Genomic DNA, 25386 nt, shown 5'->3' with positions numbered 1-25386 from the left:
CCACTGCAGTATTTTTTGTTTCACTCGACACCTTTTATTCACAACTTTGATAGATTGGTTATATTCCAACCAGTATCATTAAGTCAATCATTTTTACTAATAACTTTAAGCTGACAAATTGTTTGCGTTTGCCGACGCTTCAGGTCAAGAATGACGGTCGATCTCCTGGCACGTAGTTCGTGCACAAACGCCAGACAAGGCCCTTGCATGAAAGGCTCTAACTCTAAACAAAACAAATCGTTAAATCTTCGGCTGGTGCTGTCACAAGTGGCTACCCAAAGCCCGTTGTCGCGCGCTGATCTGGCACGGGCCACCGCATTAACCAAACAGACCATCACCAATCTGGTTGATGAGTTGATCTCGCATCAACTGGTGATTGAGACAGGCCAGCTGAAATTAGGCGTTGGAAAACCGTCGACAATGCTGATGCTAAACGGTCCGGGCTTGTTCAGTCTGGGCATCCGGGTCTGGCCAACCCGGATTGAATTGGCTTTAAGCGATTTAACCGGTCAGTTGTTGCAGCATCAGACGCAGCCGCGACAAAATGATGTCAGCCTGATCAGTCAGATTGGTCAGTTCAGTACGCTGTTTTTGCAACAGTCGGCGCATAACCACAGCCAGCTGCTGGGTGCCGGCCTGACCATAGTGTCGGCCTCGGTCAGCGAGCCGGAGCAACGCCATCAGGAATTGCAGCTACTGCAACAACAGCTTGCCACTGTATTGCAACTACCGGTCTGTGCCGCTCATACGGCGGCGGCCTGCGCAGCCTGGCAACTGTTGCACGGTGAGGCGCGCCAGCTGAACAGCTTTTGTTATATCCATCTGGGCCAGCAAATTGATACGGCGATTGTATTTGAACGGCGGTTATTGCAGGGACAACATGGCTTAACAGGGGCTTTGGGTGAGATTTTTGTTACACCAGACCAAGATCACAGCAACGGTGATTTCGGCCGGCTGAATGATTTTGCGTCAGTGCGATCACTGCAGCAATTTGTTGATAAAAAACTGCCGGGACTGCAGCTGGACTCCGCCGACGGTTTTGACCGTCTCGCCGCGCAGGCGGACAAACTGAACCTGTGGTTTGACCGCGCCACCGAACCAATGCGGGTGGCAATCCATACCTTGGAAACCTTGTTTAACTGTCAGACCATTATTATTGGCGGTGAAGTCAGTACCTGGTTTCTCGATAGACTAATCAGCAAATTGCGGCCATTTATTCCATCGATCGCGCAATATGGACCGCGTGATGTGCCAAGGCTGATTAAAACCCCACAGGTTGAACAAGTCGCGATGCAAGGACTGACGGCGCTGCCGTTACACGCGGCTTTGCGGCCGGATCATGCCCGGCAAGTGCAATTGCCGCCCCAGTCACTGCTGGATGCACGTCAACAGTTGTTATTTTGCCTCGATAGTGTCGACGCAGCAGAGGACGAACAGTAAAGCCGATCAGGCCCGCCGCAAATTATCGTGCAACAGTTGGCGTAGCGCAGACGGCTGTTTGGCGCGGGTGGCCGATGTCGCATAATAGTTGGAGGTGTCGTTTTTTACCCGGTTCAGGATCACGCCACCAATATTGACGCCAGATTGTGATAACAGCTCCATTTTGGCAGCAAAATCGACCAGTGGTGTTTTTTTCACATCGACCACCAGTTCCAGTTTACCGACACATTTAGCCACGACCATCGCGTCAGATACCGATAAAATCGGCGGACATTCGATAATGACGCGATCATACTTTTTCGCCAGCACTTTGAGCACAGCGTCAAATCGTGGCATCGACAAAAACAGCAACGGGTTCATCGGCCGGATGCCGGATGGCAGTACATCGGCGTTCAGCTCTTTGCTGTAAAACACACATTGCTCAAAAGTATGGGTTTTCGCCAGCAGGTTGGTCAGGCCTGGCCGGTGCGGATTTTCGCCCAACGCTTCCGCCAGCGCCGGAAAGCGTAAGTCGGCGTCAATGATGATCACGCGTTCCAGCTCGGAAAACGATTTCGCCAGCTGCAGACAAATACTTGATTTACCTTCATTCGGTGAAATGGATGTCAGCGCCAGCAAACGTTGGGTACTGAGTTGTTTATCCAGCAGAATGTTGGTCCGTAACGAACGGATGTATTCCTGATACAAGGTGTATTGTTTGCCGGACTGCTGGATCACCGGCAGATTGCGGTCGATGCCTTTGATGCGGATTTGTGGCACCACGCCGAGTAACTTGTACCCATAGCGCGTGGCAATATGCCGGTACTTCGAGGTGACATCGGCAAAAAAGTGCAAACAAAGGACTAGAAAAACTGCGCTGATAATGCCAAGAACAAAAGCAGCCACTGACAACAACAAACGTTTCGGCCCGATAGGGTTGACCGGGACTATCGCCGGATCCACCACAAAAATGCTCGACGTTTTATTGATGTCTTTCATCAGTTCGGTTTCTTTCATTTTGTCCGACAATGTCGTCAGCAAATGCAAATTGGCCTGAATTTCAGCTTCGAGTTTTTTATGCGCCTGACCAACACCAACCAGTTGCTCCAGTCGGGTCGTTGCAGCATCAGCCTTCACAATGATTTCCTGCAAATTGCGTTGTAAATCGCGTTGGCGGATCAGGAAATTGCCAGATAGTTTGTTTACTTCGCTGTTAAGTTGCTGGCTGGTCACTTCTATTTTGCGATTGGCAGCAATATAACGCGGGTGTTTTTCCAGATAACTCAGGCGCAGTTGGGCAAATTCGGCTTGTTGCATCGCCAGTTGCTGTTGCAACGAAGCGATCACTGGCACTGCCGCCACTTCAGCGATGTTGATCAGCACTTCATAGTTCTGGCCCGCCTGTTGAATTTTGCCCAGTAGCACTGACAATTCATCGGCTTGTTTTTGCAGCAAGCGGCGTTCACTGAACAACTGGGAGATCTCGTGCTTACTCAGTTCAATATCGCTGCTGATATCGACAATGTTGCGTTCCTGACGGAACTGCTGCAGCTTTTGCTCCGACTCGGTCAGCTTATTCCGGACTTCATCGACCCGCTGTTTGATCCAGTCATTGGCCTGATGGTTGTGATGTTGCATCAGGTCGGTCTGATAATTCATGAAATGAGCCGCCAGGTGATTGACCACTTCGGCAGCAATAAATGGATTGTGGTGCTTATAAGAAATTTGCAACAACGTGGTTTTTGGCACCGCAGCTACCGATAAATCCGCCAGCAAAGCCTGTACGTCATCACGACGCATGTCGTTTGGTAAGCCGAGTTCCAGATCGGCGGGCAGATTTTTCACCACATCCTGCGCAAATTGCGTCGAGGTCAACAGCTTAATTTGCGTATCAAGTTCATCGTTACCACCGCCCATACCGGGGATCAGCGATTGCAACGGATTGGCAGACAAACCGCCTTTTACCATCAGCGTGGTGTCGGCACGAAACACAGATGGCAATTGCGATACAAAAGTAGTGACCAATGCAAAAATTACACTGGTGATTAGCACAATCAGCCAACGCCGCGCAGATAAGATTGCCAGAATGACGCTTAATTCGATCGCGTCATTGGACTGTTGCACCTGTTGCTGTTGCTGCTGTGACTGCATCAAAAAAAGCTCTTATCGATTTTGATCACATCACCGGGCAGGATGATCGTGTCCGAGCTGGCTTTAAACGTTGCTTTGTCGGCGCCACGCTGGATCTGCCAGGCGCTGCGCGAGGCCCGATCTAGCAAGCCGCCTGACAGCGCTATCGCCTGCTCCAGTGTGATATCCGGCTGATAGGAATAGCTGCCCGGATTACGCACTTCGCCATAGATAAAAAACGGCCGGTAGCTGTCGACAGTGATCGAAACACTCGGCGCGACCAGATAGCCATCTTTGAGTCGTTGTTCCAGGTATTCTTTGGCACTTTGCTGGGTGTGGCCGGTCAGCCGGATACTGCCGAGTAAAGGCATATCAATGAACCCTTGCTGGCTGATTTCAGCGGTCACCGACAGATCTGGTTCCAGATAAACACTGATTTTAATCGAGTCACCCGGGCCAAACTTGTAGCTTTGTAAGCCTTGCGTAGCAGGGGTCTGTGCCTGCACAGCGCCGAGCAGCAACAGGCTGATGAAAGCGCACCACCACTTCACCATGACCAGCTGACCTCAGCCATCAATTCGACACGGTCGCGATTTAATTGCTGCTGTTGACGCTGCCGTACCTGACTGAGTTGGACCAGGCTTTGCCATTGCTGTGCCCACTGCCAGCGCCAACCAGCACCGAGCGCATCGCGAGTTCTGTGGTAATCGTCCTGATCAAGCCGGGATGTCAGCTGGCTGAGTTCAATACTGAACTGATGTGACTGATCATATTGCCAGCGCATACTGGCGGCATGGCGGGTATCGAGCTGGCTGACGCTGCCGGTGGCATAAGACAATACCGAATTGCGACCGCTTTGCAGCTGGAGTTGCCAGCGTTGGTCAAACTGCCAGACGTTTTCCAGCTGCCAGTAACTTCCCGTCACTTTTGCCAGTTGATCGGCCGCATAGCTGCGCGAAAAGCGGCCACCGGTCAGGCGAAAAAACTGCTGGCCGGTCCACTGTACTGCGAGACCGCCACCATACTGAGTCAAGTCGGTACTCAGTTGGTTTTGTTGTTCCTGGCGTCTGGCGACATCCAATACCAAAGCGACATTTTCGTTTAATTTATGGCTGTATTGTGCTTCGGCAAAATCGCTGTCTAATGTGGAATATCTTTGCTCTTGGACATCTTGCTGACGTCTGTCTGTGCCGAGTGTGACCCGCAGATTCTGAATGTCTGGTGCACGACCAAAACTAAGCGCAGCCTGTGCACCGGTTTGTTTTGCAATTAACGCCCGCTCGGCAGCAGACAAAAACTCTGCCGCGCTATCCCCGGCCAGATGCTGGTCTTTGCGCAAGGTGGCCTGCAACGATAAATCAGTTTGTTGCGTCAGAAACAAACGCAATTCCGGCTGCAATTGATACAGCGTTTGCGCTAAGTCGCTGCTGTCCCGGTATTGTTGGCGGTTGATTTGCAGCGGCAGTTGCAGGCCATAGCCTTCAAACAGACCGAGCCAATCCCAGCGGATGCCCGCGGTGCCACTTTGATCTGACTGACGCTGCATTGCGGTATTAAATAAATTGGTATTACTCTGCACACCAAGGAAGGCACTGAGATCGTTGTGGGCCTGATCCCAGTCAGCAGCTACGCTTTGCGCTGAGGTGATTAAAAAAAGCGGTACAAATCCGACTAAATACGACCTGTTCATTCAAAATGCTCTTGAAAAATAAAATATCCATATTTTCCTTTTATTTTTCCCTTACCGCATGGTAATGGAGAACGGAAAAAAAACAAAGCCTTTATCCCGCGTCCGGTGCATTAAAACCGTGTAAAAATATTGATCGGATCAAGACCAGCAAGATCGGCTGCCAATACAACAAAATATGGCCTTTGCTGCTCTGTGCCATGAATAACAAAACGGCCGGAGTGTTACCACTCCGGCCGTTTTATGCTGATTCACCAAGGCACGATTCAGATGCGGAACTGTGCGACCACCTGATTTAACGCAGAGGCCGAATTATCCAGCTGACGCGCTTCCCCAGTCAGTTCCAGCGCATGATCTGCTGTATTGTCAACTAACGCCGTGATCGCGGTCAGGCTGCGGTTAATGTCGTCAGCCACAATCGTTTGCTGCTCGGTCGCCACCGCAATTTGAGTGCTTTGCTGTTGCACGACCATGATCGCTGCACTAATCGCGGTTAATGACTGCTGCATCGCCCGGGCACGCTCCGCACTGACCTCCGTCTGGCTGCGTCCTTGTTGCATCACGTCTTCCGCCTGCTTCGCAATATGTTGCAGTTTTTCCACCATCCGGCGGATATCATCCGTGCTTTCGCGCGTGCGCCCCGCCAATGAGCGGACTTCATCAGCGACCACTGCAAAGCCACGGCCTTGTTCACCGGCACGGGCCGCTTCGATGGCGGCATTTAATGCCAGCAGATTGGTCTGTTCGGCAATGCCTTTAATCACATCGACCACAGTGCCGATGTTTTCTGATTCTTTCGCAAGCCCTACCACAACATCAACGGCAGACACCATGCTTTGATTCAGCGATTCCATATCGTTAACTGCCAGCGCAGACAATTTCGCCCCTTGCTGACCACGCTCATCCGCATCCGCCGCAGCCTGGCTGGTTGATTGCGCATTGCGGCTAATCTCCTGCACAGTCGCAGCCATCTCAGTCACCGCAGCAGAAACTGAGTCAATCTGCGCTTTCTCATGCTGGATCTCCTGATTGGTCAGCCCAACCACCTGGTTCAGGTGCTCACTGGACAATTTGACCTGTTCAGCCTGCTGTTGGGTTTGTGCCAGTGACTGGCGTAATTTGCTGACAAAGGTATTAAAATGCCGGGCTAATGCGCCCACCTCGTCTTGTTGGGCAATATCGATGCGTCGTGTCAGATCGCCGTCTCCGCTGGCAATGTCCTGCATAGCATGAGTCAATTGTTGCAGTGGTTTGGTGATCACGCCGGTGGTGATCATAATACTTGCAGTGATCAGCGCCAGGATCAGCAGCGCGCCAAAGATTGACCACTGTACCGTCGACTCAATTGGCGCATCGATTAACGCGGCCGGGATCAGGATCCCCACCAACCAGTTCATTTGCGGAAAATCGCGGCTGACCGGCTGGTAAGCGACGTAATAATCCGCACCATTGAGGCGGATCTCGGCAAAACCTGACTGACTTTGCTGTGCCGCTTTCGCCAACACGGCAAAACCACTGCTGTCATTGTTTTTGTTGTCCAGCCCCTGGATCGGGTCATTCGCTTTAGTGGTGACGCCCGCCCGCTCGGAGAAATGCACAATCTGGCCTTTCCCATCGAGTAAAAACGGCAAGCCCTCGCCCTGATAGCGAATGGTTTCCACCTTGTCCCCGACTTTATTGATATGCAGATCGAGGCCACCCACACCGAGCAAAGTACCATCCGGCAGGTAGACCGGACCTTCCACGACGGCTGAGACGATGCCGGTGGTAAAATCTGCCGACGGTGAACCGACGAAAAACTTATTGTGTTTCATCGTCTCGATATACCAGGGCCGTTGGCTGGCGAAATAACCTTTGTCCACCACACCTTTGTCTGGCCCATCCACGTCAACACCGGTTCTGGAATCTTCGCGGAAATACTCGTCAGAGCGGGTCAAGGCAAAAAATGCCGACAGGATATTGGCGTCGCCGCCACTAATGGTTTTAAAAGTCTGATTAATCTGCGGATAACCTTCAGCGGTTGCCAAATCGGTGCCACGCCCCGGATATTGCAAAAACCATTGCTGAAATTGCGGACTGTGTAAAAAAGTCTTCGCGACCTGCGCATACTCCGCAAAGAACTGGCCCACAGCCACAGATTCTTTCTGCATCAGGCTATTTGCCTCTGCTTCAACCTGCGCTCTGGTTTGCGCCGCGATATGCTGGATCACCAGTAATGCGGCAACTGCTAATAAAATGGCCGTGGAGCCACCGACTGCAAACAAAATTTTCTTTTTTATTGATGTTATTTTTTGATACAACATAAGACCCCCAAACAAGTGCCGCTCCATCAAATCACAACAATTGAATTAAATCCAGCAGTTCAAAACAGACAATTAAATATTTGATCTATAAGAATTTATTGAATTAGAAACTCAAAATTCGCACCACTTTGACGCATCCTGGCTGTACAGCCTTCGGCCAAGCACACAAATAGGGCATAAAACTGCGCCGGCCGCGCTGTTTTGACGCAGCAAATTGGGGAGAACTGTATCGATTGCCGACATTTTAGGCAGCGCTACTGCCGAATTTTGCCCGGATAGCTCAGGACCGCCCCTGAGCTCGCTAAATGCAGAAGATATAGGATGATTTGTCTGATTGGTGTTTGTGGTACTGGAAGACGCCGGTAACGCCGCTTTGTTTGATGCTTTGACAGCGTCCAACCGGGAAGAAGCAAGCTCAACCCGACATCCATTTAGCGTGCTGCCGGCTGAACACGACGAGCTCCGCAAGGAGGGACGTTCTCACCGCCTGCGTCATCAGTTCTTAATTCAGGGGCTAGTTTTAAACAAAAAAACCTGCACTAAGCAGGTTTAATGGGTGAAATCAGCAGCGTGCGAGCCAACATTTTGGCTCGCACTGATTTCACGCCTGTTGCTCTGCAACAGGCCGGAGGACGCAGGAGGATTACAGCTGGCTGCGCCAACTGCCCTTCGGGTCGCGCTGCGCGCGCTCGGTCGGCAAAGCCGACACGTCGAACCAAACGGAGGTTCTCACCGCCTGCGTCATCAGTTCTTAATTCGGGGACTAGTTTTAAACAAAAAAACCTGCACTAAGCAGGTTTAATGGGTGAAATCAGCAGCGTGCGAGCCAACATTTTGGCTCGCACTGATTTCACGCCTGTTGCTCTGCAACAGGCCGGAGGACGCAGGAGGATTACAGCTGGCTGCGCCAACTGCCCTTCGGGTCGCGCTGCGCGTGCTCGGTCGGCAAAGCCGACACGTCGAACCAAACGGAGGTTCTCACCGCCTGCGTCATCAGTTCTTGATTTGGGGACTAGCTTTAAACAAAAAAACCTGCACTAAGCAGGTTTAATGGCGGACGCAGGAGGATTCGAACCTCCGACCGCTCGGTTCGTAGCCGAGTACTCTATCCAGCTGAGCTATGCGTCCTGGGAGTATGTCTTGCGACAGGTCTTACAACTTTCAATCTTGCAGGTAATGCCAGTGTTTCAGATGGCGGACGCAGGAGGATTCGAACCTCCGACCGCTCGGTTCGTAGCCGAGTACTCTATCCAGCTGAGCTATGCGTCCATCTAATCTAAAAACAACTGGCGGAGGGAGAGGGATTCGAACCCTCGATAGAGTTTCCCCTATACACCCTTAGCAGGGGTGCGCCTTCAGCCACTCGGCCATCTCTCCGCGCTACGTTGCGGTGCGTATATTAATGTCTCAGGAAAATATGTCAAACAAAATTTTGAACCTGACTGTGCGATTGCCGACCTTTTAGACAATCTGCACAATTAATAACGTAAACGACTACTTTTTACACAACAAAACAATAAAAACAATGATTTACGAAAACAGACTTATTGATCATCATCCTGGCTGTAACTGCCTGGTGTGCCCTTTTCCGCTTGTATCCGCATGTAGATTTCTTCACGGTGCACAGAGACTTCTTTTGGTGCATTCACACCGATCCGTACCTGATTGCCTTTTACGCCTAATACAGTGACTGTCACTTCATCACCGATCATTAATGTCTCACCAACGCGACGGGTCAAAATAAGCATTCGTTTGCTCCTATCCTTTAGTCACAGCTATATAAACGACGCTTAGCCTTTCACCAACGCGTCCATGTTGCCAATCATAACTCAGCATTCAAATTTATGAAAATCCAGCGATTAATTATCACTGTTGAACAAAACCTGATGCAATTTTGCTGCAGCACCTTCAACCAGCTCCGGTGCCATTAATACAGAAAACCGACTTTCAGTCTGCGTCATCGCCCAAATCTGAATATTCAGCTGGTTTAACAGCTGATGGATCCGCGCAACAACATCGGGTTGTGACCTGATGCCGATACCTACCACCGACAGTTTAGCAAGATTTGCTTGAATGCGGTGCTGAGCGTCCCGACAATTTTTCAGCAAATTCTGTACATCGTCAGCAACTTGCAGCCAATCGCTGTTGGTCAGCACCAATTGCACTGTCAGCTGATCGGGCCAAACGCCATACTGTTGTACCATATCCGTTTCAACGTTGTGCGCAGCTAAAAGGTTCAGTAGCCGGCAAAAATCAGTATGACTCAACGCCTGTAACTGCAGAAACGTCAGGCCATGCTGGCAGGCAATACCGGAAATTAACGGTAGTTGCATTGGATTTTCCTCGTAAGTCATCAGCGTGCCGGCATCCGGCCTGAAGGTCGATAACACGCGTAACAGCACCCGATGACGACCAGCGTATTCGACCGAGCGCGAGTGCAGCACCTTCGCACCAACACTAGCAAGCTCCAGCATGTCACCAAACGGGATCTGTGGCAGGCGGCGTGCACCGGGGCAAATCCGTGGGTCTATGGTATATACGCCATCCACATCGGTATAGATCTGACATTCGTCAGCCTTTACCGCTGCAGCGAGCGCGACGGCCGACGTATCGGAGCCGCCGCGTCCCAGCGTCGTCAGATTGCCTTCGATATCCCGGCCCTGAAAACCAGCGACCACGACAATATGGCCTTGTTCAAGTTCCTGCGCCAGCCGCTCTGTATCCACCCGCTCAATTCTGGCTTTGCCAAACTTGTTATCGGTGTGAATACAGACCTGATCGGCTAACAGAGATACCGCAGGGTAGCCACGTTTCACTAAGGCAATCGCCAGCAATGCGATAGTGACCTGTTCACCGGCAGCCGCCAGCACATCCAGCTCGCGCGCGCTGGCCTTCACGTCGATCCGTTGCGCCAGCCCGAGTAACCGGTTGGTTTCCCCGGCCATCGCTGACACCACTGCAATCACTTTATGGCCAGCCTGCACAGTGCGGATAATTAAATCCGCCACTGCTTCAATCCGTTCAGTGGTCCCTACTGAGGTACCACCGAACTTTTGCACCAGTAATGCCACCTGTTACAGCTTCGCTGCCAGATAGTCTGTGGCCGCCGCGAGTACCTTACCAAGACCTGCAACGTCGGTGCCTCCGGCCTGCGCCAGATCCGGTTTGCCGCCGCCTTTACCGCCCAGTTGTTCGGCCGCCCAGCCAACCAGCTGGCCGGCATTGACTTTGTCGGTCAGATCTTTGGTCACGCCCGCGATCAGGCTGACTTTACCGTCGCTGGCGGTGCCAAGCAGAATAACGCCGGAGCCGATGTTGTTTTTCAGCTCGTCGACCATAGTGCGGAAACCTTTTGGATCGACACCGGACAGCTCTGCAATCAACACTTTAGTGCCGTTCAGCACGACGGCTTTCTCCAGCAATGAAGCACCGGCAGCGCTGGCCATTTTCGCCTTCAGTTGTTCCAGCTCTTTTTCCAGCAGCTTGCTGCGGTCTAAAGTCTGTACAACGCGATCCGCAATCGACAGCACATCGCCTTTGAGTAATCCGGCAACTTGCTGCGCTTGCTGTTCCAGCTTGTGTAAATAAGCCAAAGCGCCCGCACCTGTCACCGCTTCTATCCGGCGTACACCTGCGGCGATACCGCTTTCCACGACGATTTTAAACAAACCGATATCACCGGTGCGGGCCACATGAGTACCGCCGCACAGTTCAATCGAGAACTCCCCCATTGATAAGACACGAACGTCGTCATCGTATTTTTCACCAAACAGCGCCATGGCGCCGGCAGCTTTAGCGGCATCCAGCTGCATCAACCGGGTCAACACTTCATTGTTGGCCTGAATTTGCGCATTGACCAGCTGTTCAATCTGGCGAACTTCGTCGGCTTTCACTGCTTCAAAGTGGGCGAAGTCAAAGCGCAGGCGGTCAGGCCCCACTTGTGAGCCTTTTTGTACCACGTGCGCGCCCAGTACCTGCTGCAGTGCAGCGTGTAACAAGTGGGTTGCGGAGTGGTTTTTGCGAATAGCGCTGCGCCGTTCGTTATCAATCTGCGCATCGACGCGCTCACCGACGGATAAAGTGCCACTGATGCTGCCGCGATGCGCAAAAGCTTTGCCGATTTTCAGTGTGTCAGCCACGGTGAACACGGCGCCGGACGCCAGCGTTAATGTACCGGTATCGCCCATCTGACCGCCGGACTCGGCATAAAATGGCGTTTGGTCGAGGATCACCAGCGCTTGCTGGCCATCGATAATTGAGTCTACTTTGTCACCGTCACGGACGATTTCCAGCACCACCGCATTGCCGTGCTGCTCGGTATAACCGGTAAAATCCGTCACTTGCTCAGAAGTCACCGTTTGGTTGTAGTCCTGGCCAAAGCTGGAAGCGGCCTGAGCGCGTTTGCGCTGGGCTTCCATTGCGGCTTCAAACCCAGCCTGATCAACGGTCAAACCTTGTTCGCGCGCGACATCGCTGGTCAAATCGACCGGGAAGCCATAAGTGTCGTACAGCTTAAAGACCACTTCGCCCGGAATCTCTTTGCTATCGCCAAGCGCAGCCAACGCATCTTTAAGCAGCAGCAATCCGCGTTCCAGTGTCTTGCCAAACTGCTCTTCTTCCATCCGCAGCACTTTTTCGATAATGGCTTGTTTCTCAATCAGTTCCGGATAGGCTTCGCCCATCTGGACTGCGAGTTCAGCCACTAACTTACTGAAGAATACACCTTTGGCGCCCAGCTGATTGCCGTGACGCACCGCGCGGCGGATGATGCGGCGCAGCACATAACCACGGCCTTCATTCGACGGCATCACACCATCGGCGACCAGGAAAGAACAAGAACGGATATGGTCGGCGATCACGCGCAGCGATTTGTTGTCCAAATCAGCAGTGCCGGTAACGGCTGCAGCCGCTTTGATCAGGCCCTGGAAGATATCGATTTCATAGTTGCTGTGTACGTGTTGCATAATAGCGGCAATACGTTCCATCCCCATGCCGGTATCCACGCTTGGTTTTGGCAGCGGTTCCATCCGACCATCGGCGTGGCGGTTGAACTGCATAAAGACGTTGTTCCAGATCTCGATGAAACGATCGCCGTCTTCCTCTGGTGAACCCGGTGGACCGCCGTAGATATGGTCACCGTGATCATAGAAAATCTCGGTACAAGGACCACAAGGACCGGTGTCACCCATGGCCCAGAAGTTGTCTGATGCATATGGTGCGCCTTTGTTGTCGCCGATGCGGATCGCCCGTTCGACCGGCACGCCAATCTTCTGGGTCCAGATGTCAAAAGCTTCGTCATCAGTGGCGTACACGGTGATCCACAGCTTTTCTTTCGGTAACTGTAAAACTTCAGTCAGGAATTCCCAGGCAAATTTGATGGCGTCTTCTTTAAAATAATCACCAAAGCTGAAATTCCCCAGCATTTCAAAAAAGGTGTGATGACGGGCGGTGTAACCGACGTTTTCCAGGTCGTTATGTTTACCACCGGCACGCACACAACGCTGCGACGTCACTGCACGGTTGTAATTACGTTTGTCCTGGCCAAGAAACACATCTTTAAATTGCACCATGCCGGCGTTGGTAAACAACAGCGTCGGGTCGTTGCCCGGAATTAACGAGCTGCTGGAAACAATTTGGTGGCCTTTGCTGGCAAAGAAGTCCAGAAAGGCGCGGCGCAGTTGCGCAGAGGTCATGTACATAGGCTGTCCTAACTATCTGAATGTTGTAATGCGTAGCGGATCTGCTCCGAATTGAAGCCACGGCGCTGTAAAAACGCCATCCGTTTTAATCGTTCTTTGTCTGAACCGGCCGCCAGCTCGCCGAATTTCTTCTGCGCACAGCTACGCGCCAGTTCAAACCAATCGGGTTCAGCGCTGTCGAGCGCTTGTTGTAACAACTCCTGGTCCAGCCGGTGTTGCCGGCTTAACTGCCGCAGCACCGCAAGACCTTGTCCTTTACTGACACAGTGGCGCAATAACATCTCGGCAAAACGCTGATCTGACTGATATTGTTCCAGTTGACAGCGTTCCAGTGTCGCCTGCGCCAAATCGTCATCGGCGCCACGCTGGCGCAGCTTATCCAGCAGTTCGTGACTGCTGTGCTCGCGCCGGCTCAGCAAGCCAATCGCCAGTTGCCAGACTTGCTGCGCGGTCAGGACTTCAGCGTCAGACTTCAAACACTGCCGCCTCATCAGGCCGCGCCGGCGTCAGCACAAAAAATTCCCGAAATGACAGGAAAAAGCTGATGGCAAGCCATGGCAATATCAAAATCCACGAAATCATCATGGTAAAAGGGCCGGTCATCGCCAGCAGCACGGAAACAAGACCAAACACCGTAAGGGCCGGAACATTGCGCCAGCACGCCATAAAACTGGCTTGCAGCACCGGCCACAGCCGTTGCTCCCGCAGAAAATAAATCACCGGCACCGCATAGGCAAATAACATCGCATTGACCGACGCCATCGCCACCAACGCAAATAAGGCCAATAAATCTGCCTCGCCGGTTTGCCACAGTGGCACTTGTTGCGCCAGCAACAACTGACTCGGGATTGATAATAGAATATTCAGACCCGCCAGCCGGATAAATGCTGCGCGATGGCTACTTTCCTTTAACGGTTGCCATAACAGGTCCAGCGTCAGGGGTTTCTGTTGTTGAGCCCAGACGATGCCGTCATAAAAACCAGCCAGTAAAAATGGCCCCAGCAGCGCCGCAACCACCGCCAGTAAAGGATGGACCAGCCCCACAAGCGACACGGCCAGCATCAACCAGAACATTGCGAGCAACAGCATATGCTGGCGCAGCAACAGCCAGCCTTGTTTCAGCCAGTCCAGACCGGCTTTCGCCGGCGCCCGGCGGATCACTAATTGTAATTTCATCCGGCTATCTCCTGCCAAGTCGGGCTGACGTCGCCCACGGTTGCAGCGCAAAGCCACTGTTGAAAGAACGACGCCTGCGCGTCCTGCTCAGTCGGTGCAAAAGGGGCAAAATGCCGCGGCTGCGCCGGGTCAAATGGCCCTTGTTTAACTTCAAGAAATACGGCGCCCGGCGCACGCGCTACTACGGTATGCCACTGACCCGGAGCCAGTTCCAGACCGGTTAAAGCCGAACCGGCACTGAGTTGCCTGCGTGCAGTGACAGTGCCGGCATCGTCAAATTGCAAAAAATCCACCGCGCCAGCCAGCATCACAAATAATTCCCACTGGTGTGATTCGGTATGCCGATGTGGTGGGACATAACTGTCTGGCTGCATCGCAATGACCACCCGCTGCACCGGCTCTGCGAAATTCTGATGTAAATTCAAAAATGTCCGGCGCCGCGGCTGTTGGGCCGCTGTCGCAAGTAATTCAGTAAATAAGGATTGATCTAATAACATGCCAGCAAAAATTCGGTTTAATTGCGGTGAATAAGGCGGCCTATCATACTGCAAATGTCGGCGCTTCCCATAGTGCTAAATCAGGGCAAAACCGCAGCCAGACTGACAAAAAAGGTGCCGTTGGCACCTTTTTTTCTGCTGATCGCCGCTTCAGCGGTATTTACTCGCGGACAATGTCCATCTCAGCGGTCAGATTGGTCGCGCCATCAACTTTTTCCATCTGCCACAGCAAGTACCGGCTATCGACATGGATAGAGCGGTTCAGCGCTGGATCATAGTCATAATTGCCAATAATCCCTTCGATCACACCGTCAAACAGCAGGCCCACCAGTTCAGCTTTGCCGTTTAACGTCGGCGAGCCTGAGTTACCGCCAGTTGTGTCGACTGTACTTAAAAAGTTCACTGGAACTGTATTCAATACCGGATGAGTAAAGCCGCTGACATCGGCTTTGGCAATGGCCGCCAGCTGCGCCGCAGGTGCGTTAAACGGAGTTTGGCCTGTCTGTTTTTCACTGATGCCCTTCAGCGTGGTAAACGGCTGATAGGCCACGCCATCGCGCGGCTGATACCCTTTCACTTCGCCAAAGGTAACCCGCAACGTGCCGTTGGCATCTGCGTACACCGGCTTCTGGCTGGCTTTGTTAAACGCAATCACAGCTTCCATTACTTTGGGCCGCGCAACGGCCAGCTTGCCGGCGTGGTTTTTGCTGTCGTTTTCCAATTGCAGATCAGTCTCAGCCAATGCAACGGCAAACTGAATGGCCGGGTCCTGGCTGGCCTTGAACTCTTCAACTGATTTGCCGATCCAGGCCAACCGCTCGATCTCATCACCGAGCAGGCTTGCCTGATAAATCTGCGTCAGTTTGGCGCGCACTGCAGTTTCGTCGAACCCTTCGGCAATGCCGAAATATTGATCCAATGCAGCCAGGCGCTGTGGTTTTGGCAGCGCGGCATAGTGCTTCAGGAAATGTAAGGCGATTTCCAAATCCACCGCACCATCAAAACTCCGTGACATCCGCTTCAAGCCAGCTTTGAACCGCTCCTGATCGCGCTGCTGAAAGCCGGTTTCGCGTTCTTCATCCGGTTTTTGTTGCTCCAGCGCCAACCGGTACAATTTACGACCGGTACTGAACAACTGGGCATAGTCGAAATAATTCAGGATAAGGTCGCGTTGTTGGGTGGTCGTTTCCACTTCAAGCAATTGCTGCAGGCTCAACAGTGCCGGTTTGTATTTGGCTTTGCGCGACGGCTCTGCTTCGATCCAACGCTGCAGGATCGCTTCAAATTCATCTTTGCGCTGTTGCGTGCTGCCTTTTTGATAGGTCTGGATCATGCCATCATAGTTTTTTGCATAGTTGGCAAGGCCGGCAAGAATAGACTCATATTTGATCCGGGCTTCTGTGCCTTCTGCCGCATGCTGCTTAATCAGCGCGATGGCTTCGTGGCGGTACTGCCGTGCAGCCGGCAGCACAGTGGTGAACTGGTTGCGGACTTCAAAAGCAGTGTTGTAACGGTTGGTGCGGCCCGGATAGCCCAGCACCATAACAAAATCGCCTTCCTGAATGCCTTTCGCCGACACCTTCAACGCACTGGGCGGCACAAAAGCGACGTTATCGGCACTGTAATCTGCCGGCTTGCCATCTTTGCCGACATAAGCGCGGTAAAACGCATAATCACCGGTATGGCGCGGCCACATCCAGTTATCAATGTCACCACCAAACACACCAACCCCACCCGGCGGCGCATGTACCAGCCGCACGTCACGGATCTCCAGTTGTTTGATCAGGTAATATTCCAACCCACCGTGAAAACTGTAGACGCCGCAGCGATAACCGGCAGTCGCTTCACATTCAGCCACCAGCTCTTTGCGCAGCTGGTCGATTTTTTCAAACCGATCTTTGCCCTGCAGTTGCGGCGTCAGCTCCTGTTTAATTTGCTGCGTGACATTGCTGACCGCTTCGGTCACTAAAATTTTGCTGCCAGGCGCAGCCGGCAATTCTTCAGCCGGCGTTCTAGCCAGAAAACCCCGCTCAATCAAGTTGTTCTGCGCGGTGCTATTGTGCTGAATACTGCTGTACGCACAGTGATGATTAGTCAGCGCCAGACCTTGTTTAGACACAAAAGATGCAGTACAGCCACCGAGGCTAATCACCGCATTCATAGGGAAAGCCGTCAGCTCGGCGATAGATTTGGCATCTATTTGCAAGCCTTTGGCTTTGAGTACGGCTTCCAGTTCCGGCAACTGATGCGGTTGCCACATGCCTTCATCGGCGTTTGCCACAGCGGCCGTCAATACTGAAACTACCGACAACGCCAGCACAGAAATTTTCATTCAACGATTCCTTTAGATCCACCCGCGCCAGCAAATCAGCTGACCAGGTCCACGACATGGATGATTTATCTGGATTTTGCCGCATTGTGCGATAAATCAGCCGGCAAATAACAGTCCCAACCGCAGAAAAAATACAGAACTTGAAAAAGCTGGCAAGATCCCCCAGATCCAGTGCAGTTTTAATGACCGGACGCTGCAGTAAAGACGATGGAAAAACAAATTGAAAAACTAATGTACGCCAGCCGTTGGTTGATGGCGCCGATTTATCTGGGACTGAGCCTGGTACTGATTGCGCTGGGTATTAAATTTTTCCAGGAAATTTTCCATATCCTGCCCAATATCTTCGCCATCAAAGAGGTTGATCTGATCCTGGTGGTTTTATCATTAATTGATCTCGCTTTGGTCGGTGGCCTGATTGTGATGGTGATGTTTTCCGGCTATGAGAACTTTATGTCGCGCCTGGATATAGATGAGTCGTCAGAAAAACTGACCTGGCTCGGCAAAGTGGATTCAGGTTCACTGAAAAACAAAGTCGCGGCGTCTATTGTGGCGATCTCTTCGATTCACCTGCTAAAAATATTTATGGACACGCCGAACATCGATAACGACAAAATTATGTGGTACCTGTTGATCCATATCACTTTTGTCTTGTCTGCCTTTGTGATGGGCTACCTCGACAAGCTGACGAAAGAGCGAGTCTGAAATTGACCCGGACGGATGGCTGAGTTAGTTTAGGAGATCCGCGCTCTGCGTGGTCAGTCATACGTCAAGAGGTTTTGCTGTGCAGGGATCCGCGCAAGTTTTTTACCGCTTCATTCAGGCCGCAGTCGTCACACTGCTGTTGTGCAGTTATCCGCTGTGGTCGATGGAAGCTGGCCTGCCACTGTTAAAAAACTTTAAGCCAAAAGATTACAATGCCGGTACGCAGAACTGGGCCATGCTGCAAGACAGCGATGGCTTGATTTACGCCGGTAATAATGTGGGTGTACTTGAGTTTGATGGCGTGCACTGGCGCGTCATCGCGACGACGAATCAGTCCGTCGTGCGTTCACTGGCGCTTGGCCACGACGGCAGGATTTATGTCGGTGCCAAAGGCGACCTCGGCTATATCAATAAAGCCCGCCCGCAAGGCGCCCAGTTTGTTTCGTGGCGCGACCGCATCCCAGCCGCTTACCGCAATTTCCAGGATATCCGCCAGACCTTTGTCACCGAGCAAGGGGTGCTATTTGTCGCCCGCTCCTATCTGTTTTTAATCAACGATCAGGAAGTGCGCAGCTGGACCAGTGAATCCGCCTTTATGAAAGCCTTTCAACTCAATGACCGGATCCTGATTAAAGAACAGGATACCGGCCTGCTTGAACTGAAGGACGGCCGGCTGGAGCCTGTCAACAGCACGCAGCCACTGGCGGATAAAGCGGTTTTTGTTGCGGAACAATGGAACGAAAATCAGGTGCTGATCGGCACGCGCGACGCCGGATTTTTTCTGTTGGGCCCAAATGGTATGGAACCATTTCAGATGCCCGCCAGCACTGAACTGGCGCAAGCGATGATTTACACCAGTCAGCGTCTGCGCAACGGCCTGCTGGCGATTGGCACCGTGCGGGATGGCATCTATCTGCTGGACCAACAAGGCAATATCCACAGCCATATCAATAAGTTTTCCGGCATGCTCGATGACAATGTGCGCGCACTGATGGAAGACCGCCAGCAAGGCTTATGGGTGGCGATGGATCATGGTTTGGCGAGGGTCGAAGCGTCCTCCGCCATTTCAATGTTTAATCATGTGATGGGCCTCAAAGGCAACGTGTTGTCGTTACACCGCTATCAACAACAGTTATTTGCCGGCACCAGTCAGGGCCTATTCCGTTTGCAGGCTGATGGCGTGAAAGCGGCGCATTTCAGCGCCATCGAGAACTTCAGCAACCAGACCTGGGATTTTGCTGATTTTGCCGACAGTATGCTGATCGCCAACAATAAAGGTGTTTATCAGTATCGCGATGGCAAATCTGAACTGATCTTCGACGCGCCGATACCGGCTAAAGTCTTGCTGGTGTCGCGCCAGCAGCCCGACACCGTCTGGGTTGGCCTGCAAAATGGCTTGCTGCGCCTGCAATACCGCGACGGTCAGTGGCGCAATCTCGGTGTAGTCGCCGGCGTGGTCGGCAATCTGAACAGTCTGATTGAAGAAACGGACGGTAGCCTGTGGATCGGCACGCTGGCGCACGGCGTTTACCGGCTGCAATTCAGTGGCGACACAGAACAAACGCCTTTATTGGATAACTTTACCGAAGCGGCTGGCTTACCCAGTCTGAACCGCAACTCGGTGCATCGCTGGTCTGGTGGTTTATTGTTTGCCACTGTGGCCGGTTTGTATCAGTTTAATCAAAGTACTCAGACGTTTGGCATCCATCCGGTGTTCAGCGGCCTGTTTGCGCAGCAACCCTGGGTCCGCTCGCCGACACAAGACAGCAGTGGCCGTATCTGGATGATTAACTGGGACAATCAGACCGGTGAACGTCAGGCCGGCGCTGCTGAAAAGCTCGGACCAGACCAGCCCTATCACTGGTCCACCGCACCATTATTTCCGCTGGCTGATACCCCCCTGGATGTGATCCTGGCCGAAGATGCGGCCATCACCTGGTTTGGTGGCGCTGAGGGTATTTTTCGCTTTGATGCCAGCCGGATCAGTCGCAGCATTGTGGCGCACCCTCCGCTGATCCGCCGGGTAATTAGCCGTGACAATCAGACGCACTTTGCCGGCGGTCAACTAGCCAAACTGCAACTGGCGTCTGACCAGAATTCACTGCGGCTTGAATATACAGTGCCCCGCTACGGCCACCTCGATACCAACCTGTTTCAGGTGCAGCTGATGGGGAATGACCCGGCCTGGTCTGATTGGCACAATGAAACGTACCGCGATTACACCAACTTAGCACCGGGCAATTATCAGTTTAAATTGCGCTATAAAAACGCTTTTGGTGAGATCAGCGAAGCGACGCCATTACATCTGCAAATCGCCTCGCCCTGGTATCAGAGCTGGTGGGCCTATATGGTTTACCTGCTGCTGGCACTGAGCCTGATGAAAGTGCTGGTTGGCTGGCGCGTGCGGCCGGTGTTACAGGAAAACAGCAAGCTGGAAGATTTGGTCAGACAACGGACCCAACATCTGGAAGACACCATGCAGATGCTGGAAGGCGCCAAACAAAAAGCGGAAACCGCGGCGGTGGCGAAAAGTGAGTTTCTGGCCAATATGAGCCATGAGATCCGCACGCCGATGAATGCCATTATCGGCTTCGCCCAGTTGGCGCAAAACAGTGAGTCTTTTGCCGATCAACAGCTGTACTTAAGTAAAATCACCGCTTCCAGCAAAATCTTATTAAGTATTATCAATGACATCCTTGATTTCTCTAAAGTCGAAGCCGGCAAGCTCGAGTTGGAACAGGTCCGCTTCCGGTTGCAGGATATGCTGCAGCAGATTCGCGATTTGTTTATCGAACAAGCGCGGCAAAAGCGGCTGGAATTGCAATTCAGCGTCGACCCGCAGGTGCCAGCCTGGCTGATTGGTGATCCGCTGCGGTTAAGTCAGGTACTGATTAACTTACTGAGCAATGCGGTGAAATTCACCGGTCAGGGCAAAGTGGTCCTGCGCGTTGATCTGGCGTTACAGGTCAACCCGCCGGAAACAGCAGCCGAAGTCTGGTTGCATTTTGCTGTGCAGGACACCGGCATTGGCCTGAGTCCGGAGCAATGTCAGAACCTGTTCCAGGCGTTTAGCCAAGCCGATACATCCACCAGTCGCAAATATGGCGGCACCGGCCTCGGCCTCAGTATCGCTCAGCGTCTGGTGCAGTTGATGGGCGGACGGATCGAGGTACAAAGTCTGGCTGGCATTGGCAGTACTTTTAGCTTCAGTATCCGCAGCTATCGCGCCGAAGCAGGCGGGCCGGTCAAATTAGTTGCTGAGCCGCAGCTGCAGGTCAATGCCACTGCGCCAGAGGGCGATGCAGCGCCTAAAGGCCGGATCTTACTGGTTGAAGATAACAGCTATAACCAGACTCTGGCGCGGATCATTCTGCAGCATGCCGGCTTTGCGGTGGATGTGGCCGATCATGGTGAACAGGCGTTACAGCAACTCAGTCAGCACCAATATGCGCTGGTGCTGATGGACGTACATATGCCGACTATGGATGGCTATACCGCGACCCGGATCTTACGCCAGCAAGCGGCGCATGCCCGTTTACCGGTGATTGCTTTGACGGCGCACGCCACCGAAGAATTCCGCCGCGAATGTCTCGATGCCGGTATGAACGATTTTATTGCCAAGCCATTTGATGCCCGCACCTTGCTCAGCAAAGTGCAGGAGTGGGCGTAGGGCTTTCAGGTGGATTTGTCAGCGCTACCGCGTCAACGGTATTGCGCCAGAATTTGTTCCAGCTGGCCTTGCTGGCGCAATGTCTCAATCGCCTGGTCAAGCTGCAGCACCGTGGATTCAGCCAGCATCGGTGAATACATACATTGGATCTGGTTTCGTTCGATTTCAACCGCATGCAGTCCGTGCTTATTTTTCAGCAAATAGCCATATTCAAATTCGGATACCACCACCGCAGTCAGATGCTTTTTCTGCAGATGGCGCAGACTTTCCGCCGGCGAATAACTGTCCACGCGCTGCAATTGGCCGCGGGCGAACATTGCACTCAGCGTCGGATAGACATAACCAAAAGTGGTCCCAACCTTGCCTTTACTGCGCCGGCTGAAATCAGTGAAATCGGTAAAAGCTTCTGCGGAGATATACAGGTCACGGTGGACAAATAGCGGCGGGCTCCAGCGTAATTGCGGCTCGGTGAACCACTCCGGCGTGCCGTTGCAATAAAAATCCAGCTGCCCCTGCAGCAATAAATCAGTGACCCGCTTTCGTGGGATCGCTTCGATTTGCATCGGACGATTTAAAGCGCGGGCCAGTTGCTGATAGATATCAAACAGGATGCCACCGACCGGAATTTGCTGTTCGTCGGTCAGCATAAAAGGCGGCGCATCGGCAATGTGCGGCACCCGCAGTGGCACATTGGTTGCCAGCGCGGATGGCGACAGCGCCAGATACGAGATACTCAGCCAGCAGCAGGTTTTTACATTCAATCCGACGGCTCCAGTGTCCCCTGAACAGACACTGAGCATAGTCCTAACAACAGACTAACTGCAAACCCGGTTGCGGCCCTGCGCTTTGGCCTGGTACAGCAATTGATCTGCCCGACTCAGCAGTTTGTCGTAACTGCCGACCTCATCGTGTTGTGCCACGCCAAAACTGGCGGTCACCTGCAAGCCTGGTACAGCGGCACTAAAATCCAATGCCGCGATCGCCAGCCGGATCCGCTGGCAGATCTCAACAGCATGCGTCAGATCAGTTTGCGGCAACAACAACGCAAACTCTTCCCCACCCCAGCGTGCGATACGGTCGATATCCCGCACCTGCTGGCGTAATAACTGCGCCAGTTGCTGTAACACCAAATCGCCGGCCTGATGCGACCAGCGATCGTTGATAGTTTTAAAATGGTCGATATCCAGCATCACCAGACACAATGGCTGGCCTGTGCGTTGCGCCCGGCTGAATTCAAATGCCAGTTGTTCATCAAAGGCGCGCCGGTTGGCAAGGCCGGTCAGGCCGTCTTCCCGGGCCTGTGCGGCAAAGGCCTGCGCCTGCAGTTGTAATTGCTCCGCCAGCTGGGTCTTTTCCGTCACCGCCTGACGCAATGACTGGGCCTGCGCCAGTAACTCGGCGGTTTTGCCGGCGACCTGCAGTTTCAGCCGCAATTCCGACTGGCTGAGCCGGTACAGCCGCCAACGGACAAAACCAAACACCGTACACAGGATCAGCAGCACCGCCAGCGTCTGCACCCAGCCTTTTTGCCAGAATAGCGGCAACACGGTAAATTCCACCCGTGCCACGTCGCTACTCCAGTCACTTTCCGGATAAGCCGCGCTGACCAGCAAGCGATAATCGCCGGGTGGCAGATTGGTGTATTCGGCATGATTGGCGGTGCCCCGTTCGACCCAGTCCTGTTCAAACCCCTGCAATTGTGTGCGGTACAAAATACGCGATGGCATCACATAACTAAGCCCGGCATACTGAAATACGACACGCAAAGTTCCGGCCGGTAATGTGGTGTGCTGCAACGAAACGGCGCGACCATCCGCGCTGAGTTGCTGCACCACCACCGGCGGCGGTTTCAGGCTGAACTGGGCCAGACGGGACGGATCAACCGTCGCGACGCCCTGCGAGGTGGCAAACCACAAGGTTCCGTCGCGACGCAAAGTGGCAGCCGGCACCGATCCACCATTACACTGCGAACTGAGCATGCCATCGGCTTCGCCAAATATATCAGTATTGCCCAAGCTGGTTTGCCGGCCATCTGCCACGGCATCGGCCTCGGTTTGCATGATCCGGACAATACCGCGATTACTGCTCAGCCAAAATGCACCGGCACTGTCGGCCAAGACGCTAAAAATTTTATCCACCGGTAAGCCGGCGGCGCGACCAACCAGCCGCAATTGGTTCTTCTGCTGGTCATAACGCACCAAACCACGGTCGGTCGCCAGCCACAACATATCCGTGCCGGGTGGATGATAAAAATCAAACACATACTCGGCTTGCTCCTGGCTGTGCAGATCCATTGGCCGGATCGCTCCGTCCGACCAGACGGCTGCCCCGGTGCCGGTGCCAATCCACAGCTGACCGGTCCGATCAGGCTCCGGCGGCTGATAATACAACGCAGAGACAAACAAACCGGGCAGCCCATCGGCCGTAGTCAGCGTGCTGATTTTCTGCTGCCACAACATATTGAGCCCACCCGAAGTGCCAAAAAACACCCGTTCGCCGGCCAGCGCAATAGCGCGCACTTCATTACTGGCCAGGCCGTTGCTGCGATCATAACGTTCAATCACCTTGCCCTGACGTAGCCGGTACACCCCATCACCGTAAGTGCCTACCCAAACCTCGCCATTTTCACCCTCAGCCAGGCTTAACACCGACACGCCGGCATGCAATGTCACCGGCTGCAGTTTGCCCGCTACCCAGCGATCCAGGCCGCCGGCGCTGCCGATCCAAACACTGCCGTCCGAGTGTTCCAGCACAGTGCGGACATAGTTATCCACCAGGCCTTGTTGTTGCGTCAGATTGGTAAAGGGCGTTTCGCGCAGCCGGTATAGACCGGCATTGGTGCCGACCCAGATACTCTGCTCAGTGTCCTGAAAAATGCTCAGCACCCGGTTATTGGGCAGGCCATCCTGCACACCCAGTTGCTCATAGCCCAGTGCACTGATCCGTTGCAGGCCCTGATTAATAGTGCCGATCCAGATCTGTCCGTCTGCCAGTACATGCAGCGCGGTGACGGCAACATTCGCCAGTGCCGGATGTACCAGCGCAAATTGCTGGCCGTCCAGACGGAACAGCCCTTGTTCTGACCCGACCAGCAACTGACCCTGCGCATCCAGTGCCAGCATAAAAGCTTTGAGATCCGGAGCTCCGGCCAGCAACGATACCTTTTCAAACCTGGGTTCAGCCGCCGTCGGATCGAGGCGATAGACGCCCTGCAAAGTCGCAAACCATAAAATACCTTCACGGTCCTGCAGCAGCTTATAAACCACCCGCACCATCAGGCCATCCTGCACGCCAAACCGCTGATATTGCCCGTCGGCCAGCTGACGGACCACGCCGCCGCCTTCAGTGGCAAACCATAGTTGGCCGCTGCTGTCGCGCAGCAAATCATTAATCAGATAGCCAAGAGGCGGAAAACGCTGCCAATTTCCTTTACTGACCCGGCTAAAGCCGCCGCGGGCGCCAGCCACCAGCATGCTGCCATCGTTTTCACGGTAAAAAGTCCGCACCCCGACATCCGGCAATCCGGTGACACTGTCGCGGCCAAAAATGGTAAAACTGCGGCCATCATAGCGCGCGGCGCCTTCCCAGGTGGCCAGCCACAGATAACCGTCGCCACTTTGATGGATGTTGTTGATGGTGTTATGGGGGAGTCCGTCGCGCGTAGTCCAGCTTTCGCGGAAATAGTCATGCAGCGGCGTGACCGCCTGAGCCGGACTGGCCAGCAGCGCGCTGATGCCAAGCAATAACGTAAGGAAAATCCATTGCATTTGC

Annotated in this window: 16 protein-coding genes and 3 tRNA genes; 3 read left to right on the top strand and 16 right to left on the bottom strand. The window is 53.2% G+C overall.

What is annotated here, in order from left to right; translation table 11 throughout:
- The first annotated feature begins 207 nt into the window (after positions 1-207).
- The gene (locus ACQ66Q_RS20550; protein ID WP_430458474.1) at positions 208-1440 is read left to right on the top strand and encodes an ROK family transcriptional regulator; all 1233 of its coding nucleotides are present in this window, start codon (positions 208-210) and stop codon (positions 1438-1440) included.
- A 6-nt stretch (positions 1441-1446) separates the two neighbouring features.
- Here ACQ66Q_RS20550 and ACQ66Q_RS20545 read toward each other — a convergent pair whose 3' ends face one another.
- The 14 genes from ACQ66Q_RS20545 to ACQ66Q_RS20480 all read right to left on the bottom strand — a co-directional run bounded on the left by ACQ66Q_RS20545 (position 1447) and on the right by ACQ66Q_RS20480 (position 17243).
- Complete coding sequence (locus tag ACQ66Q_RS20545) at positions 1447-3570, bottom strand: GumC family protein (protein WP_430458580.1); 2124 nt, start codon at positions 3568-3570, stop codon at positions 1447-1449.
- Positions 3570-4103: a polysaccharide biosynthesis/export family protein gene (locus tag ACQ66Q_RS20540; RefSeq protein ID WP_430458473.1), complete on the bottom strand. Its 534-nt coding sequence runs from the start codon at positions 4101-4103 to the stop codon at positions 3570-3572. The genes ACQ66Q_RS20545 and ACQ66Q_RS20540 overlap by 1 nt, the downstream gene beginning before the upstream one ends.
- Entirely contained in the window at positions 4097-5239 is a 1143-nt protein-coding gene (locus ACQ66Q_RS20535) for a hypothetical protein (protein WP_430458472.1), read from the bottom strand. The genes ACQ66Q_RS20540 and ACQ66Q_RS20535 overlap by 7 nt, the downstream gene beginning before the upstream one ends.
- A 263-nt stretch (positions 5240-5502) precedes the next feature.
- Entirely contained in the window at positions 5503-7500 is a 1998-nt protein-coding gene (locus tag ACQ66Q_RS20530) for a methyl-accepting chemotaxis protein (protein WP_430458471.1), read from the bottom strand.
- Between the two features lie 1090 nt (positions 7501-8590).
- Positions 8591-8667: transfer RNA gene (locus tag ACQ66Q_RS20525), tRNA-Arg, on the bottom strand.
- Positions 8668-8731: 64 nt separating this feature from the next.
- Positions 8732-8808 (bottom strand) — tRNA-Arg (locus ACQ66Q_RS20520).
- Between the two features lie 18 nt (positions 8809-8826).
- Positions 8827-8916, bottom strand: a tRNA-Ser gene (locus tag ACQ66Q_RS20515).
- Positions 8917-9083: 167 nt separating this feature from the next.
- Positions 9084-9287, bottom strand: a complete 204-nt coding sequence (gene csrA / locus ACQ66Q_RS20510) for a carbon storage regulator CsrA (protein WP_031568392.1) — start codon at positions 9285-9287, stop codon at positions 9084-9086.
- Positions 9288-9398: 111 nt separating this feature from the next.
- Positions 9399-10598 (bottom strand): aspartate kinase, encoded by a 1200-nt coding sequence (locus tag ACQ66Q_RS20505; RefSeq protein ID WP_430458470.1) that lies wholly within the window; start codon positions 10596-10598, stop codon positions 9399-9401.
- A gap of 15 nt (positions 10599-10613) precedes the next feature.
- The gene (gene alaS, locus ACQ66Q_RS20500) at positions 10614-13232 is read right to left on the bottom strand and encodes an alanine--tRNA ligase (protein WP_430458579.1); all 2619 of its coding nucleotides are present in this window, start codon (positions 13230-13232) and stop codon (positions 10614-10616) included.
- Positions 13233-13246: 14 nt separating this feature from the next.
- Positions 13247-13714 (bottom strand): regulatory protein RecX, encoded by a 468-nt coding sequence (locus ACQ66Q_RS20495; RefSeq protein WP_430458469.1) that lies wholly within the window; start codon positions 13712-13714, stop codon positions 13247-13249.
- Positions 13704-14414 (bottom strand): hypothetical protein, encoded by a 711-nt coding sequence (locus tag ACQ66Q_RS20490; protein ID WP_430458468.1) that lies wholly within the window; start codon positions 14412-14414, stop codon positions 13704-13706. The genes ACQ66Q_RS20495 and ACQ66Q_RS20490 overlap by 11 nt, the downstream gene beginning before the upstream one ends.
- On the bottom strand, positions 14411-14911 hold the full coding sequence (locus tag ACQ66Q_RS20485) for a WbuC family cupin fold metalloprotein (RefSeq protein WP_430458467.1): 501 nt from the start codon (positions 14909-14911) through the stop codon (positions 14411-14413). Before ACQ66Q_RS20485 ends, ACQ66Q_RS20490 begins: the two co-directional genes overlap by 4 nt.
- 160 nt (positions 14912-15071) lie before the next feature.
- Positions 15072-17243, bottom strand: a complete 2172-nt coding sequence (locus ACQ66Q_RS20480; protein WP_430458466.1) for a S46 family peptidase — start codon at positions 17241-17243, stop codon at positions 15072-15074.
- 207 nt (positions 17244-17450) lie between these two features.
- On the opposite strand from ACQ66Q_RS20480, the gene ACQ66Q_RS20475 reads away from it, so the two are divergent.
- A complete protein-coding gene (locus ACQ66Q_RS20475) occupies positions 17451-17945 on the top strand; it encodes a TIGR00645 family protein (protein ID WP_430458465.1) in 495 nt (164 codons plus the stop codon).
- 79 nt (positions 17946-18024) lie between these two features.
- A complete protein-coding gene (locus ACQ66Q_RS20470; RefSeq protein ID WP_430458464.1) occupies positions 18025-21615 on the top strand; it encodes a response regulator in 3591 nt (1196 codons plus the stop codon).
- 32 nt (positions 21616-21647) lie between these two features.
- Here ACQ66Q_RS20470 and ACQ66Q_RS20465 read toward each other — a convergent pair whose 3' ends face one another.
- Positions 21648-22376 carry a substrate-binding periplasmic protein gene (locus ACQ66Q_RS20465; RefSeq protein WP_430458463.1) on the bottom strand — a complete coding sequence of 243 codons (729 nt, stop codon included), beginning with the start codon at positions 22374-22376 and terminating at the stop codon, positions 21648-21650.
- 54 nt (positions 22377-22430) lie between these two features.
- Positions 22431-25382 (bottom strand): diguanylate cyclase, encoded by a 2952-nt coding sequence (locus ACQ66Q_RS20460; protein WP_430458462.1) that lies wholly within the window; start codon positions 25380-25382, stop codon positions 22431-22433.
- Between the last annotated feature and the right edge of the window lie 4 nt (positions 25383-25386).

It is taken from the genome of Rheinheimera sp. (assembly GCF_965283995.1).
Lineage (GTDB): Bacteria > Pseudomonadota > Gammaproteobacteria > Enterobacterales > Alteromonadaceae > Pararheinheimera.
The sequence above is the reverse complement of the archived record's forward strand: the minus strand, read 5'-3'. Positions and strand labels throughout refer to the sequence as shown.